Consider the following 13,044-nt stretch of genomic DNA (forward strand, 5'->3'; position numbering starts at 1 on the left):
GTGCGCAGGCAGGCAGTCGGTTGCGCTGGCGCCACCGGAATCCATCCGCCGAGATCCACCACCGGAATCCATCCATCGAAAGAAATTCGAGAAAAGGGGAAGCAATGCCCACCACAGTTGAGGAGTGTCGGCCCGCCGGAGCAGACTGCCGCCGTGTACGCGAGTGTCGTCAACCCTGACGACCTCCCTCATGAGGCCATCGCCACCACCGCCCATATGTTCCAGGAGTGGGTACCCAAGGCGTACGAGGTGCGGTTGACGGTCGTCGACGGCGAGATCTTCGCGGCCGAGATCCATGCCGACTCGGACGCCGGCCACATCGACTGGCGCAGTGACTACGACAGCCATACCTATAAGGTCTGTGACCCGCCGTCCGAGGTGGCCGCCGGCGTGCGGCGGATGCTGGAACGGCTCGCCCTGCCGTATGGCGCGTTCGACTTCGTGGTGACGCCGGAGGGGCAATGGCGATTTCTGGAGGTCAACCCGAACGGGCAGTACGGATTCATCGAGCAGCCGACCGGACTGCCGATCACGGCCGCGATCTGTGACTACTTGGAAGGAGCTGCCCTGTGACGCAGGTCCTCGAGGACGAACAGCACGTTATCCGGGCACGTGTCTCACTCACCCGGCAGATCGACCGCGGAGGCGTGGTGCTGTCGTCGCCTCTGGCAGAAGCGTTTCTCAACGTCCCCCGGCATCCGTTCGTCCCTGCCTTCTACCGGCGCCAGGGTGAACGGTTCATCCCCTGGCGGATCACCGACGGTGACGCGGAGGCATGGCTCGACGCCGTGTACACGGACGACTCCCTCATCACCGAAGTGGACGGTGTACATGCCGAGCAAGCCGCCCCCGGCGGAGTGACCGGCGTACCTACGTCATCCTCAACCGCGCCGGGCCTCATGGCGGACATGCTCGACGCCCTCGACGTGCACGAAGGGGATGAGGTCTACCTCTGATCTTGCGCAGTGCTCCGTCCTTGAGGGCGGAGGTGAAGCGCATCCCTGGCCCGGAGGCGCGTAGCGCCGGAGTTCTCTGCGCCTGCGGGGCGACGGTCAGACAGGCCGTTTCTGGTTCTCGATGTACTGCTTTACGACGGTCAGCGGTGCGCCGCCGCAGCTTCCGGCGAAGTAGGAGCCGGACCAGAAGTGTCCGCCCCACAGGTACCGGCGGACGTGGCTGTCGTACTCCTTGCGCAGCAGGCGGGCCGAGACGCCCTTGAGGGAGTTCACCAGCTTGGAGAGCTGGACCTTGGGCGGGTAGTGCACCAGGAGGTGCACGTGGTCGTCCTCGCCGTTGAACTGCTTGAGTTCGGACTCGAAGTCCTCGCAGACCTCCCGCATGATCTCCTCACAGCGCGTGAGCATGGCGTCCGTCATAGCCTTGCGCCGGTACTTCGTGACGAAAACCAAGTGGACATGCAGGTTGCAGACGACGTGACGTCCGGTACGTACGTCGGGATTGGGGTTCCATCTCGGTGACATGAACCAAATGATAGAGTGATCGCGTGAACTCGGAACTTGGCCTGGTCAAGCGGAAGTTCGGGCATCGAGCCCGTCTGGCGCTGTCGCCTGCCGAGCTCCGGGCCATGGACGATCAGGCGCACGCGGCCCGTACCATGTGGAACTGCCTGCACGCGTGGTGGCAGATGATGCCGAAGGAGAAGCGGTCTCTGGCCGCTGCGGACGCGGCGATCCGCCAGGCCCGCAAGGACATCGACTTCCTCGCCGTACTTCCGGCGCAGGGCGCTCAGGCGGTCCTCAAGACGTACTTCCAATCCTGGAAGAACTGCTGGGACGGCCGCGCCGAGGAGCCGAACTTCAAGGGCCGGTTCCGGCCGGTGATGTCCATGGGCATCCCCCAGGGCCGCGACCTCCAGATCAAGCGGGTCCACCGCCGATGGGGCATGGTCAACATTCCCAAGGTCGGACGTGTTCGCTTCCGCTGGACCAAAGACCTGCCCGTCGGCAAGCAGGCAGACAGCGACAACCGGATCACCGGAGCCCGTCTGGTCAAGGACGGCCTGGGCTGGCACATCGCCTTCCGGATCACCATCCTGGACCGCACCCCCGAACCCCACTCGGGGCCGGAGGCCGGCATCGACATGGGCGTCAACATCCCCGTGGCGCTCTCCGACGGCAACCACCACGACCACGGACGCCCGCCCCGCCTCCCCGACGGCACCTGCGACCGGGACAAGTGGCTGAACCCCGACGAGAAGGCCAAGCTGCTCCGCCTGGAACAGCGCGCCGCGCACCGCAAGACCTTCCGCAAGCCGAAGGAGAAGACCTCTCGACGCCTGCACCGCACCTACGACCAGATCCGAGCACTGCGCGCAAAAGCCACGCGCCGCAGCATCGACTGGCAGCACAAGACCACCACGACCCTCGCCGAGCGGTACAGCGTGATCGTGGTGGAAGACCTGCACATCACGAACATGACCAAGTCCGCGAAGGGCACCGTCGAGAACCCCGGTAAGAACGTCAAGCAGAAGTCTGGTCTCAACCGCTCCAGCCTCCAAGAGGCATGGGGCCGCACCGTGACCATGCTGACGTACAAGACCGCCCGCCAGGGCGGAGCGCTGGTCAAGGTTCCCGCGCCCTACACCTCCCAGCGCTGCTCCGCGTGTGGCTTCCTCACGCCCGGCAGCCGGGAAACGCAGGCTCGGTTCGTGTGCAAGAACCCCGACTGCGGATGGACCGGCAACGCCGACCACAACGGAGCCCGCAACGTCTTGTACCTGTACCGGATCGGCCACGTGGCGATCCCGGCTGCCGGGAGGGCAGTCGTCAGGCGCACTCGCGGCGTCAAGCCCGCCACCGCAAGGTAGACGGGAATCTCCTTCCTGAGCTTGCGAAGGGAGGAGAGCACTTCAAGAAGCAGGGGCCGGTAGTGGCTACAACGCCGCGATGCTCTGCCACCTCGCCGGTGACAAGCACGTCACCACCATGGATCGCTCCGGCACCCTCACGACCCTGGCCCGCGAGCGGCTCAGCGGCGTCGGCTTCGACCCGCTCGTGATCCACGGCGACGGCGCACGGGATGTCCCGCCCGAGGCGACGTACGACCGCATCATCGCCACGGCCTCGGTACGCCGCGTGCCGCCCTTGTGGCTGGAGCGATGCCGTATCGGCGGCATCCTCGTCGTGCCTCTCAAGGGCACGCTCGCCGGGGGAATGATCGCCCGGCTCACGAAGCTGCCGGACGGCACGGCGGCCGGGCGCATTCTCCCTACGCCTGCCGCCTTCATGCCGCTCAAGAGCGGTAGCGAAGCCGATGTGAAGGTACCCGAGATCCCCGACAGCCCATCGCGTGAGGCGGCGCTCTCCGGGCGTGTGCTGGATGACTGGACGTTCTCGTTCTTCGCTCAGCTTCACATGCCGCGCAGCCTCCACCGTACCTACGGCCGGAGCGAGGACGGCCGTCACATCACGACGTTGCACGACCCTGTGGACGGCTCGGCCACCCGCATCGAGGACATGCCCGAGGCGACGCCGCTGGTGAGCTCCACCGGACCGCGCGATCTGTGGGCACCGGTCGAAGACGCACACCAGCTTTGGCGGCGACTCAACCGGCCACGACGTGAGTGGTTCGGTATCGAGGCCAGCCCCGCTGGGCAGACCGTGACCTACACATCACCGAACGGCCAGGAGCATCGCTGGACGGCATAGCCATGAACCGGCGACAGGGCCGATGTGCTGCTCCCCGGGGACGAGCACTCCTCCTGGATTCTGGAAGCCGTCGGCGAGTCCCGCCCCCGGTCCAAAGCGCGCGGAGGTGGCCCGCAGGAAGTGCGCGGCGGAGAAGGCCAGGCGAGTTCCCGCTCAAGGCAACCCCCGCCAGGGGGTTAGCTCTCGTCCCCGCCCGCCGTACGCCGTGACTCCTCGACGATCTGCTGCAGGGCCGCCGCATGCGCCTCCAGTGCCGCCCGCCCGCCGTCGCTGAGATTCACCCAGGTGCGGGGGCGGTTGCCGACGTACCCCTTGCGCACCTCGACGTATCCGTGCGACTGCAGCGTACTGATCTGCTTGGACAGGGCGGAGGGGGACAGCCCCGCCGACTCCTTTACCCAGCCGAACTCGGCCCACTGCACGCTCGCGAGCAGCGAGACGATCGTCAGCCGGGTGGGGTCAAGGAGTACGGGATCGAAGTCAGCGCGTGCCATCGACGGTGCTGCTTCCTGTGCGACTGCCGCTGCGTACGGCGACCTTGAGCAGCGCCCGCTGCCAGCGCGGCCCGAACACGGCCAGGGCGCCGCCGCCCACCACACCCACCGCGGTCCGCCAGTACGGCACGTCGAGGTGCCAGTCCGGTTGCAGCAGTTGGAGGGCGACGCCGGCCAGGACGACGGCAAGCAGCGTCAGCAGTGCGTAGCGGCGGAACGGCGCGGAGATGTCCTCCCTGCGCGGCCGGACGGGCTGGCCCAGCATTGCCGAGCCGCTGCGTGTGTTGAGCAGCGCGACATAGCCGACGGTGAGTATCGCGATGGCCGGTGAGGTCCAACCGGCCGCTTCCTGTCCGACGAAGTCGGGGGCTGCGAAGCCCGCGCCGAGCACGACGCCGAACAGGACCGACACCCACCGGGAGTTGGTGGCCGAGTCGTGCGCCTGGTCCCGGTGCCGGTCCATGTCCCTGAGCGCCCGGGCCGCCTCGGCTGCCGAGGGGCGGGGGTCGCCGGGACCGGACGGCGATGACGTTGATGACATGACTGTCTCCTCGAAGGGGGCTCTGTTGCCTCGGTGGAATCAGTTTCCTGAGAAGAAACTAGTTTCCCGCACCCGATTCGTCAACGGGGTGTCAGATGCGCCGGATCCTTCTCCGCCCCCGGTCCGGTCCCGGCCTCCGCCCCCGCCCTCCCTGGCCACCCCGCCGTCTATGCGTGTAGAACGGACCCATCCGTTCGAAAGGAACCCTCCATGGACGTCATCTCCGTCATCCGTACCAAGCGCGACCGCGGTGAGCTGACCCCCGATCAGATCGACTGGGTCATCGACGCCTACACCCGCGGCGAGGTCGCCCACGAGCAGATGTCGTCCCTCGCGATGGCCATCTTCCTCAACGGAATGAACCGCACGGAGATCGCTCGCTGGACGGCCGCGATGATCGCCTCCGGTGAGCGGATGGACTTCTCGTCCCTGCCCCGCCCCACTGCCGACAAGCACTCCACGGGCGGCGTCGGCGACAAGATCACGCTGCCGCTCGCCCCGCTCGTCGCCGCCTGCGGCGCGGCCGTCCCGCAGCTCTCCGGCCGGGGGCTCGGCCACACCGGCGGCACCCTCGACAAGCTCGAAGCGATCCCCGGCTGGCGCGCGAGCATCTCCAACGCCGAAATGCTGGACGTCCTGCGCGACGTCGGCTCCGTCATCTGCGCCGCCGGCGACGGCCTGGCCCCCGCCGACAAGAAGCTCTACGCACTCCGCGACGTCACCGGCACCGTCGAGGCCATCCCGCTGATCGCCTCCTCCATCATGTCCAAGAAGATCGCCGAGGGCACCGGCTCCCTCGTCCTGGACGTCAAGGTCGGCTCCGGCGCCTTCATGAAGGACCTCGCCAACGCCCGCGAACTGGCCGCCACGATGGTGGAGTTGGGCACGGACCACGGCGTGAAGACGGTCGCGCTGCTCACCGACATGGCCACCCCGCTCGGCCTGACCGCCGGGAACGCCCTCGAAGTCCGCGAATCCGTCGAGGTACTGGCCGGCGGCGGCCCCCAGGACGTCGTCGAGCTGACCCTCGCCCTCGCCCGCGAAATGCTCGACGCGGCCGGGCTCAAGGACGCCGACCCGGCCAAGGCGCTCGCCGACGGCTCCGCCATGGACCACTGGCGCCGCATGATCAGCGCCCAGGGCGGCGACCCCGACGCGGCCCTCCCGGTGGCCCGCGAACAGCATGTCGTCACCGCGTCCTCCTCCGGCACCCTCACCACGCTCGACGCCTACGCCGTCGGCCTCGCCGCCTGGCGCCTGGGCGCCGGCCGCGCCCGCAAGGAGGACCCGGTCCAGGCAGGCGCGGGCGTCGAGATGCACGCCAAGCCGGGCGACACGGTCACCGCCGGCCAGCCCCTGCTGACCCTGCACACCGACACCCCCGAGAAGTTCCCCTACGCCCTGGAGGCCCTGGACGGCGGCGTCCTCGTCGGCCCGGAGGACGCGGCCTTCGCCGCCACCCCTGTGGTGCTGGAACGTATCTCCTGACCTGGGGCTTTCCCATTCGGGTGAACGGGATCGGTGGACCATCACCGGTCCCGTTCGGCATGCTGGATCGGTGACGTACCGATAGAGGAGACCGCCATGGCAGCAGTCATCGCTGAGCGCCCCCACCCAGCCGATGAATCAGGCTGGGAAGAGGCGCTGAGGATCTGGGAGCGGACCAACGCTCCGGAGGGCTGCAAGGTGGAGATCATCGAGGGGATCGTCACCGTGGCACCACCGCCGGAGAGCGACCACAACGACACCGCGGACGAGCTTCAGCGGCTGCTGTACACCGTCATCCCGCGGGACTGGGGGATCTACCAGACCCAGGGGCTGACCGTTCCCGGCAAACACGGGCTGTTCGTTCCCGACCTGGCCGTCATCCCCAAGAAGCTGCTGCCGCGTCCAGGTGAGCGCCGGACGGCTGATGTGGCTCAGCTCATCGTCGAGATCACCTCTCGTTCCAACGCGAATCATGATCGCATCGAGAAACTGAACGGCTATGCGGCGGCCGGTGTCCCCTTGTACCTGCTCTTGGATCCCTGGCACTCCGGAAAGCCGACCGCAACGCTGTACGGAGAGCCGGCGGGTGGTTTGTACCGTGTGCTCGAGACCATGAAGTACGGCGACGAGATGCACCTCCCCGAGCCGTTCGAGGTCACCGTCGACACGGCACTCTTCCCCGCCGGCTGAGGGAGCTGACGACGAAGGGCCCGCCCCACCAGGACAGGTGGAGGGACGGGCCCTTCGGTCTGAGGGGCGGCGGTTACGCGGCCTTCTCCAGGTGGAGGAGGCGGCGTTCGGCCACGGCCTTGCGGGTGGCGTAGAGGGTGATCGAGGCGGCGCCGACCATCGCGGCCAGGCCCAGGAGGACGGTGCCCTCCCAGCCGACGGCGTGGAAGGCGGCGGCGCCGAGGGCGCCGCCCAGGCTGCTGCCGACGTAGTAGGCGCACTGGTACAGCGCCGACGCCTGGGCGCGCGCCGTCTTGGCGGTGCGGCTGACCGAGGACGAGGCGACCGCATGGCCCGCGAAGAAGCCCGCGGTGATCAGGACCAGGCCCGCCAGCACCGCGTAGACGGAGTCGGAAAGGGAGAGCAGCAGGCCCGTGGAGGTGGTGCCGACGGCCAGGTAGAGGGCGCCGCGGCGGCCCGTGCGGGCGACCAGCTTGCCGGCCGCGGCCGAGGAGACCGTGCCGACCAGGTAGATCACGAAGATCGAACCGACGATGCCCTGCGGGAGGTTGAACGGTTCGGAGACCAGGCGGTAGCCGATGACCGTGTAGACCGCGCCGAAGACCGTCATGAACAGTCCGCCGATGGCGTAGAGGCGGCGCAGCAGCGGGTCGGCCAGGTGGCCGCCGAGCGTACGGGCCAACGCCCGCGGGCCCACCGAACGGGGCGCGAAGTGCCGGGCCTTGGGGACCAGCAGCCGGAACGTCACCGCACACACCACGGCGAGCACACCCACCGCGGCCAGCGCGGCCCGCCAGCCCCACGCCTGGGCGACCCAGCCGGTCACGATCCGGCCGGACATGCCGCCGATGCTGTTGCCCGCCACGAACAGTCCGATGGCCGCCACCAGCGCCTTGGCGCGCACCTCCTCGGCCAGAAAGGCCATCGCCGACGCCGGCAGTCCGGCCAGCGCCACACCCTGGATGCCGCGCAGCGCGATCAGCGCACCGAGCGACGGGGCGAACGGGACCAGCATGGCGATCAGCGCGGCGACCGAGAGGGACACCGTCATGACCGTGCGTCGCCCGAAGCGCTCGGAGACCGCGCTCAGCGGGATCACTCCGAGCGCCAGGCCGAAGGTAGCCGCGGACACGGTCCAGCTCGCCTGGTCCGGGCTGACCCCGAGGTCGGTGGAGATCGCGGGCAGCAGCGCCTGCGTGGAGTAGAGGAGGGCGAAGGTCGCCACTCCGGCGGCGAAGAGGGCAAAGCTCATCCGGCGGTAGCCGGGGCCGCCCGGCCGCAGCTTGTCCGACTCGGGGTCGGGGGCGGTGGCGGAAAGAGAAGTGTCAGTGGACGACGAGGGAGAGGCGGCCGCACGGTCGGTGACGGACGCCCCGGTATCAGCGGGAGGCATGCTTCGAAGGTAGGCCGCCGCGTTTCATGCGTCCAATGCATGGAAACGCCATAATCGATGCTGTGACACATGATCCCAGCTCGCAAGGGCCGCTGTTGCAAGGTCGCAACAGAAAAGATGTTGCCGGAGCACCGCGGGCCGGTGCGGAAACGGGGGAGGCGGCCGAGCTCGGGGGCGATTCCTGGGCGGTGGTCCTTGCCCCGCGGCTCGCCCAGTTCACCGCCGTCGCCCGGCACGAACACGTCACCCGCGCCGCGCTGGAGCTCGGCATGCCGCAGCCGACGCTCAGCCGTGCCCTCGTCCGCCTGGAGGACGACCTCGGCGTCGCCCTCTTCGCCCGCCATGGCCGCACCCTCTCCCTCACCACGGCCGGCCGGGCCTTCCTCGCCTCCACCGAGCGCGCGTTGACGGATCTGGAGCGGGCCACGGAGTCCGTACGGGCCGATGTCGACCCCGCCGCCGGGAAGGTGGCCTTCGGCTTTCTGCACACCCTGGGCTCGGAGACCGTGCCCGGCCTGATCCGGAGCTTCCGTGCCGACCACCCGCGCGTCCGTTTCCAGCTCGTCCAGAACTACGGCGAGGCCATGATCGAGCGGATGCGCGCCGGCGGCCTCGATCTGTGCCTGACCTCGCCGGTCCCGGACTACCCGGACCTGGTCGCCCGCCGGCTCGACGAGCAGAAGCTGCGTCTGGTCGTCCCGGACGACCATGCGCTGGCCGGCCGGAAGCGGGTCCGGCTCGCCGAGGCCTCCGGCGAGCTGTTCGTCACCCTCGAACCCGGCTACGGGCTGCGCCGGATCACCGACGCGCTGTGCGCCGAGGCGGGCTTCACCCCGCGGATCGCCTTCGAGGGGGAGGAGGCCGAGACGCTGCGCGGCCTGGTCGCGGCAGGCCTCGGCGTGGCGCTGCTGCCGCCGCCCGCCGTACCGCGCCCCGGAGTCGCCGAGCTGACGGTGACGGCCCCGCGCGCGGTCCGCGAGATCGGCGTCGCCTGGCTGGACGGGCAGCCCGACACCCCGCCGGTCGCCGAATTCAAGAAGTTCCTGCTGAGCCGGCGGGGGAAGCTGCTGCCCAGGTGAGGGGCACCGGTGCGCCAGTGCCTTACCGCTTCACTCCCTCATCCTCACCCCGGTCCGGCCTCGCCCCCTCTCCTCGCTCCCTCTCCTCGGCGCCGCAGACTCGTAGTCCTTCGGTGCCTCACTCCCTCGGTCCCTCAATGCCGCAACGACGCCCCGAACCCCGCGGCCAGTGGCATGCGCAGGCCCAGCGGCGGGGGTGCGGCCAGGGCGTCCTTCACGGGGCGGGCGTAGTCGCGGGCGAAGAGGGAGCCGAGCATGAAGTCGGCGGCCAGGGAGAGAACTTCGGCGCGGTGCTGGTGCAGGGAGTGGCCGTCGGAGTGCACCTCGAAACGGCAGGTGTCGCGGTTGACCTTCTTGGCGCGCTCGGCGTAGCGGTAGGAGAGATCGGGGTCGGTGCGTTCGTCGTTGGTGCCGTGGACCAGCAGGACCTGCCGGCCGATGAGCTGTTTCACCGGATCGGGCCGCTCGTCGCTCCGGCCGGGGTCGGGCAGCCAAGGGGCCAGCGCCATCACGGAGTTGACGGCGGGGTGGCCCGCGGCGTGCAGGGCGGCGCGGGCGCCCATGCCCGTGCCGACGAGGCAGACCGGGACGTCGCCGTAGCGGCGGACCACCTCCTCCAGGGCCCAGGTGGCATCCCGTGCCGGGTGGGCGTCGGGTCCGTTCCAGCCGCTGCAGCGGTAGCGGACGACATGGGCCGTCAGGCCCTCGGGGCGCCCCGCCTTCGCCAGCCGGGCAGCCAGGGGACGCACCGCCAGCGCCGCTACCGGCGACGGACGCCGCACCCCGGTCGGTCCGCCTCCGGGCAGTAAAAGAGCGACCCCGCTCACCTCCCGGCCGGTGCCCCGACCGCCGCTACCCCGCCACCGGAACGCCTCGCGCGCCCCTTCCTTGCCGGCCGTTCCCAGCGGTTTTCCCAGCCGGGCCTCGCGCACCGGCAGTGCTTGCTGAGCCATGTGCAGAACGATGACAGAAGGTGGCGTGCCCGCCACCCCGTGGACGGGTCACTGTTACGTATCGTTCGATGAGTTCTACGCGCGTAGGGGCTAGAGTGCCGAGATGACGAGCGAGACCACCACACTCCCGACCAGTGAACAGATCCTCCGTGCCCCCAAGGTGCTGCTCCACGACCACCTCGACGGCGGGCTCCGGCCGGCCACGATCGTCGACCTGGCCCGTGAGACCGGCTACGAGGGCCTGCCCGAGACCGACCCGGAGAAGCTCGGGGTCTGGTTCCGTGAGGCCGCCGACTCCGGCTCGCTCGAGCGCTACCTGGAGACCTTCGCGCACACCTGCGCCGTCATGCAGACCCGTGACGCACTGGCCCGGGTGGCCGCCGAGTGCGCCGAAGACCTTGCCGCGGACGGTGTGGTCTATGCCGAGGTCAGGTACGCGCCCGAGCAGCACCTCGAACAGGGGCTGACCCTCGAAGAGGTCGTCGAGGCGGTCAACGAGGGCTTCCGTGAGGGCGAGCGGCGGGCCCGCGAGAAGGGCCACCGCATCCGCGTCGGCGCCCTGCTCACCGCGATGCGGCACGCCGCCCGCGCCCTGGAGATCGCCGAACTCGCCAACCGCTACCGGGACACCGGCGTCGTCGGCTTCGACATCGCGGGTGCGGAGGCCGGTTACCCGCCCACCCGCCACCTCGACGCGTTCGAGTACCTCAAGCGGGAGAACAACCACTTCACCATCCACGCCGGTGAGGCCTTCGGTCTGCCGTCCATCTGGCAGGCCCTGCAGTGGTGCGGCGCCGACCGCCTCGGCCACGGTGTCCGGATCATCGACGACATCGAGGTCGCCGACGACGGCTCGGTCAAGCTCGGCCGGCTCGCCTCGTACGTCCGGGACAAGCGCATCCCGCTGGAGATGTGCCCGAGCTCCAACCTGCAGACCGGGGCCGCCCCCTCCTATGCGGAGCACCCCATCGGCCTGTTGCGCCGACTGCAGTTCCGGCTCACGGTCAACACCGACAACCGGCTGATGAGCGGCACGGACATGTCCCGGGAATTCGAGCACCTGGTCAAGACCTTCCGATACACGCTCGATGACATGCAGTGGTTTACAGTCAATGCGATGAAATCAGCGTTCATTCCTTTCGATGAACGTCTGGGCATGATCAATGACGTCATCAAGCCCGGTTACGCGGAATTGCGGGCCGAATGGCTGTTCCGTCCCCAGGGCTCAACTGGCCCTGTGAACAGTGCTTCTGACTCTGCGTGAGGAGCTAGCGCGAGCTTATAGCGCAACGGCCGGTGGAATGTCCACCGGCCGTTTTTTCTTTCCTCGTGGCTGTTTGCGGCGCCGGTTGCCGCATCAGTAGGTTGATTGGCCGGTCAAGCCCCCATCACGAGGACGTAATTCGATGAAGCAGGGAACCATCAAGACTCTCGGTACCGTCGCGCTCGGTGCCGCCTTCGCCGTCACCGCCGCGGGCGTCGCCAGCGCCGCCCCGGCGATCGGCACCTCCGACACCACCGGGGTGCTGAAGAGCCTGCCGGTGAAGGACGCCGCCAAGACCGTCTCCGGTCTCACCAAGGCCAAGCCGGCCGGCAAGAACGTCAAGAACGTCAAGACCAAGATGAACTCCCAGGGCAACAAGCTGCTGGGCGGCCTGCAGCCCGGAAGCCTCCTCGGCGGCTGACGCCGGACGCGGCCCGGCCCCCCGGGGGCCGGGTACCGCGCCGTGCCCCAGCCGTACGCCCTGGTGCGTACGGCCGGGGCATCGTCATGTGCGGCCGTACGGGCCGGTCACCAGGCGGCGGCGCCGGTGGCCTTCTCCTCCGAGGGGAGGAGTATCCACAGCGCCAGATAGAGCAGGAACTGAGGGCCGGGAAGCAGACACGACACCACGAAGAGCACGCGCATCGTCGTCGGGGTCGTACCGAAGCGACGGGCCAGGCCCGCGCACACTCCGGCGATCATTCGGTTGTTGCGGGGGCGGACCAGTGCGGCGGCCATGAGGACGGCTCCTTTGCGACTCGGTGGGGCGTTTGCCCCGATGTCTCAAAGGTAGGTCCGGCTGCCGGAGAGAGCATCAGCCTTCGGGGCCAGTCCAACCCTGGGGATTGTCGGGGTTGCATCCCCGAGATGCCCATGGCGGCGGCGCAGCCGGCAGCGCGCCCCGGGGACGACCGCCAGGTGCACCACGGCCACCCCGAAGGTGCCCAGCAGCACCGAGTCGATGTCCGGGACCCGGCCGGGCACCCCTGACTGCAGCAGCTCGATGGCCAGCGCGATCATCGCTCCGGCGAAAGCGGTACGGGTCAGGGACACCAGTGGCGAAACGTTCAGGCGGCCCGCGGAGAGGGGCAGCAGCACCCCCAGGGGCGCCAGCAACAGCACCGAGCCGCCCAGATGCTGGACGACGTCCCACGACCAGCCGCGCGCCAGCTCGGCACGGATCGTCGCCAGTGGTTCGAGATTCGCGGCCGGCACCCACGGCACCGTGCGGGAACGCAGTGTCAGCCAGGCGACGGTCGACAAATGCGCCACGAGGAGGAGAAGTCCGGTGACGCGCATACGGGGAGCGGCGGTGGTGCCGGGGCCATGAGGCTGCACACAGGCCAGGACGCGGGGAGTGGGGGCTGCGGTTCCGCCCAGTTGCGCCCGTCTTGAGCCGCCCGATCGGCCGTGTCAGCAGCGTCGGACCCGTCGTGGTGACCCGTCTTCCCTCGACCGGTCACCCCTCTTCCGG

The 13,044-nt window shown here is 69.2% G+C and carries 15 protein-coding genes and 1 pseudogene; 9 read left to right on the forward strand and 7 right to left on the reverse strand.

The window, feature by feature from the left end; all coding sequences use genetic code 11:
• Positions 1 to 153: 153 nt before the first annotated feature.
• Together ABR737_RS28665 and ABR737_RS28670 are read left to right on the forward strand one after the other, a co-directional pair.
• Positions 154 to 573 (forward strand): ATP-grasp domain-containing protein, encoded by a 420-nt coding sequence (locus ABR737_RS28665; protein ID WP_350253382.1) that lies wholly within the window; start codon positions 154 to 156, stop codon positions 571 to 573.
• The gene (locus ABR737_RS28670) at positions 570 to 956 is read left to right on the forward strand and encodes a class I SAM-dependent methyltransferase (protein ID WP_350253384.1); all 387 of its coding nucleotides are present in this window, start codon (positions 570 to 572) and stop codon (positions 954 to 956) included. Before ABR737_RS28665 ends, ABR737_RS28670 begins: the two co-directional genes overlap by 4 nt.
• 96 nt (positions 957 to 1,052) lie before the next feature.
• Here ABR737_RS28670 and tnpA read toward each other — a convergent pair whose 3' ends face one another.
• Positions 1,053 to 1,481 carry an IS200/IS605 family transposase gene (tnpA, locus tag ABR737_RS28675; RefSeq protein ID WP_350253385.1) on the reverse strand — a complete coding sequence of 143 codons (429 nt, stop codon included), beginning with the start codon at positions 1,479 to 1,481 and terminating at the stop codon, positions 1,053 to 1,055.
• A gap of 23 nt (positions 1,482 to 1,504) precedes the next feature.
• Between tnpA and ABR737_RS28680 the strand changes: the two genes are divergently transcribed.
• Positions 1,505 to 2,827: an RNA-guided endonuclease InsQ/TnpB family protein gene (locus ABR737_RS28680; protein ID WP_350253387.1), complete on the forward strand. Its 1,323-nt coding sequence runs from the start codon at positions 1,505 to 1,507 to the stop codon at positions 2,825 to 2,827.
• Between the two features lie 43 nt (positions 2,828 to 2,870).
• Positions 2,871 to 3,668, forward strand: a pseudogene (locus tag ABR737_RS28685) (methyltransferase domain-containing protein); the annotation flags it as partial.
• A gap of 176 nt (positions 3,669 to 3,844) precedes the next feature.
• Here ABR737_RS28685 and ABR737_RS28690 read toward each other — a convergent pair.
• Both ABR737_RS28690 and ABR737_RS28695 read right to left on the reverse strand, forming a co-directional pair.
• Positions 3,845 to 4,162, reverse strand: a complete 318-nt coding sequence (locus ABR737_RS28690) for a transcriptional regulator (RefSeq protein ID WP_350253389.1) — start codon at positions 4,160 to 4,162, stop codon at positions 3,845 to 3,847.
• On the reverse strand, positions 4,149 to 4,703 hold the full coding sequence (locus tag ABR737_RS28695; protein ID WP_350253391.1) for a hypothetical protein: 555 nt from the start codon (positions 4,701 to 4,703) through the stop codon (positions 4,149 to 4,151). The genes ABR737_RS28690 and ABR737_RS28695 overlap by 14 nt, the downstream gene beginning before the upstream one ends.
• A gap of 210 nt (positions 4,704 to 4,913) precedes the next feature.
• Here ABR737_RS28695 and ABR737_RS28700 point away from each other — a divergent pair, with 210 nt between their 5' ends.
• Together ABR737_RS28700 and ABR737_RS28705 are read left to right on the forward strand one after the other, a co-directional pair.
• Positions 4,914 to 6,191 (forward strand): thymidine phosphorylase, encoded by a 1,278-nt coding sequence (locus tag ABR737_RS28700; RefSeq protein ID WP_350253393.1) that lies wholly within the window; start codon positions 4,914 to 4,916, stop codon positions 6,189 to 6,191.
• Positions 6,192 to 6,287: 96 nt separating this feature from the next.
• On the forward strand, positions 6,288 to 6,881 hold the full coding sequence (locus ABR737_RS28705) for a Uma2 family endonuclease (RefSeq protein ID WP_350253394.1): 594 nt from the start codon (positions 6,288 to 6,290) through the stop codon (positions 6,879 to 6,881).
• A gap of 73 nt (positions 6,882 to 6,954) precedes the next feature.
• Here ABR737_RS28705 and ABR737_RS28710 read toward each other — a convergent pair whose 3' ends face one another.
• Positions 6,955 to 8,274: an MFS transporter gene (locus ABR737_RS28710; protein ID WP_350253396.1), complete on the reverse strand. Its 1,320-nt coding sequence runs from the start codon at positions 8,272 to 8,274 to the stop codon at positions 6,955 to 6,957.
• Between the two features lie 62 nt (positions 8,275 to 8,336).
• Here ABR737_RS28710 and ABR737_RS28715 point away from each other — a divergent pair, with 62 nt between their 5' ends.
• Entirely contained in the window at positions 8,337 to 9,353 is a 1,017-nt protein-coding gene (locus ABR737_RS28715) for a LysR family transcriptional regulator (RefSeq protein WP_350253397.1), read from the forward strand.
• Between the two features lie 134 nt (positions 9,354 to 9,487).
• Here ABR737_RS28715 and ABR737_RS28720 read toward each other — a convergent pair whose 3' ends face one another.
• Complete coding sequence (locus ABR737_RS28720; protein WP_350253399.1) at positions 9,488 to 10,306, reverse strand: alpha/beta fold hydrolase; 819 nt, start codon at positions 10,304 to 10,306, stop codon at positions 9,488 to 9,490.
• Between the two features lie 103 nt (positions 10,307 to 10,409).
• On the opposite strand from ABR737_RS28720, the gene ABR737_RS28725 reads away from it, so the two are divergent.
• Positions 10,410 to 11,570 carry an adenosine deaminase gene (locus ABR737_RS28725; RefSeq protein WP_350253400.1) on the forward strand — a complete coding sequence of 387 codons (1,161 nt, stop codon included), beginning with the start codon at positions 10,410 to 10,412 and terminating at the stop codon, positions 11,568 to 11,570.
• 142 nt (positions 11,571 to 11,712) lie between these two features.
• The gene (locus ABR737_RS28730; RefSeq protein WP_350253402.1) at positions 11,713 to 11,991 is read left to right on the forward strand and encodes a hypothetical protein; all 279 of its coding nucleotides are present in this window, start codon (positions 11,713 to 11,715) and stop codon (positions 11,989 to 11,991) included.
• Positions 11,992 to 12,098: 107 nt separating this feature from the next.
• On the opposite strand, the gene ABR737_RS28735 is transcribed toward ABR737_RS28730, so the two are convergent.
• Positions 12,099 to 12,308: a PspC domain-containing protein gene (locus tag ABR737_RS28735; RefSeq protein WP_030087060.1), complete on the reverse strand. Its 210-nt coding sequence runs from the start codon at positions 12,306 to 12,308 to the stop codon at positions 12,099 to 12,101.
• Positions 12,309 to 12,353: 45 nt separating this feature from the next.
• Positions 12,354 to 12,908, reverse strand: coding sequence for a VanZ family protein (locus ABR737_RS28740; RefSeq protein WP_502964389.1), 555 nt, complete (start codon positions 12,906 to 12,908; stop codon positions 12,354 to 12,356).
• Positions 12,909 to 13,044: the final 136 nt, after the last annotated feature.

This window comes from Streptomyces sp. Edi2 (assembly GCF_040253635.1).
GTDB lineage: Bacteria > Actinomycetota > Actinomycetes > Streptomycetales > Streptomycetaceae > Streptomyces.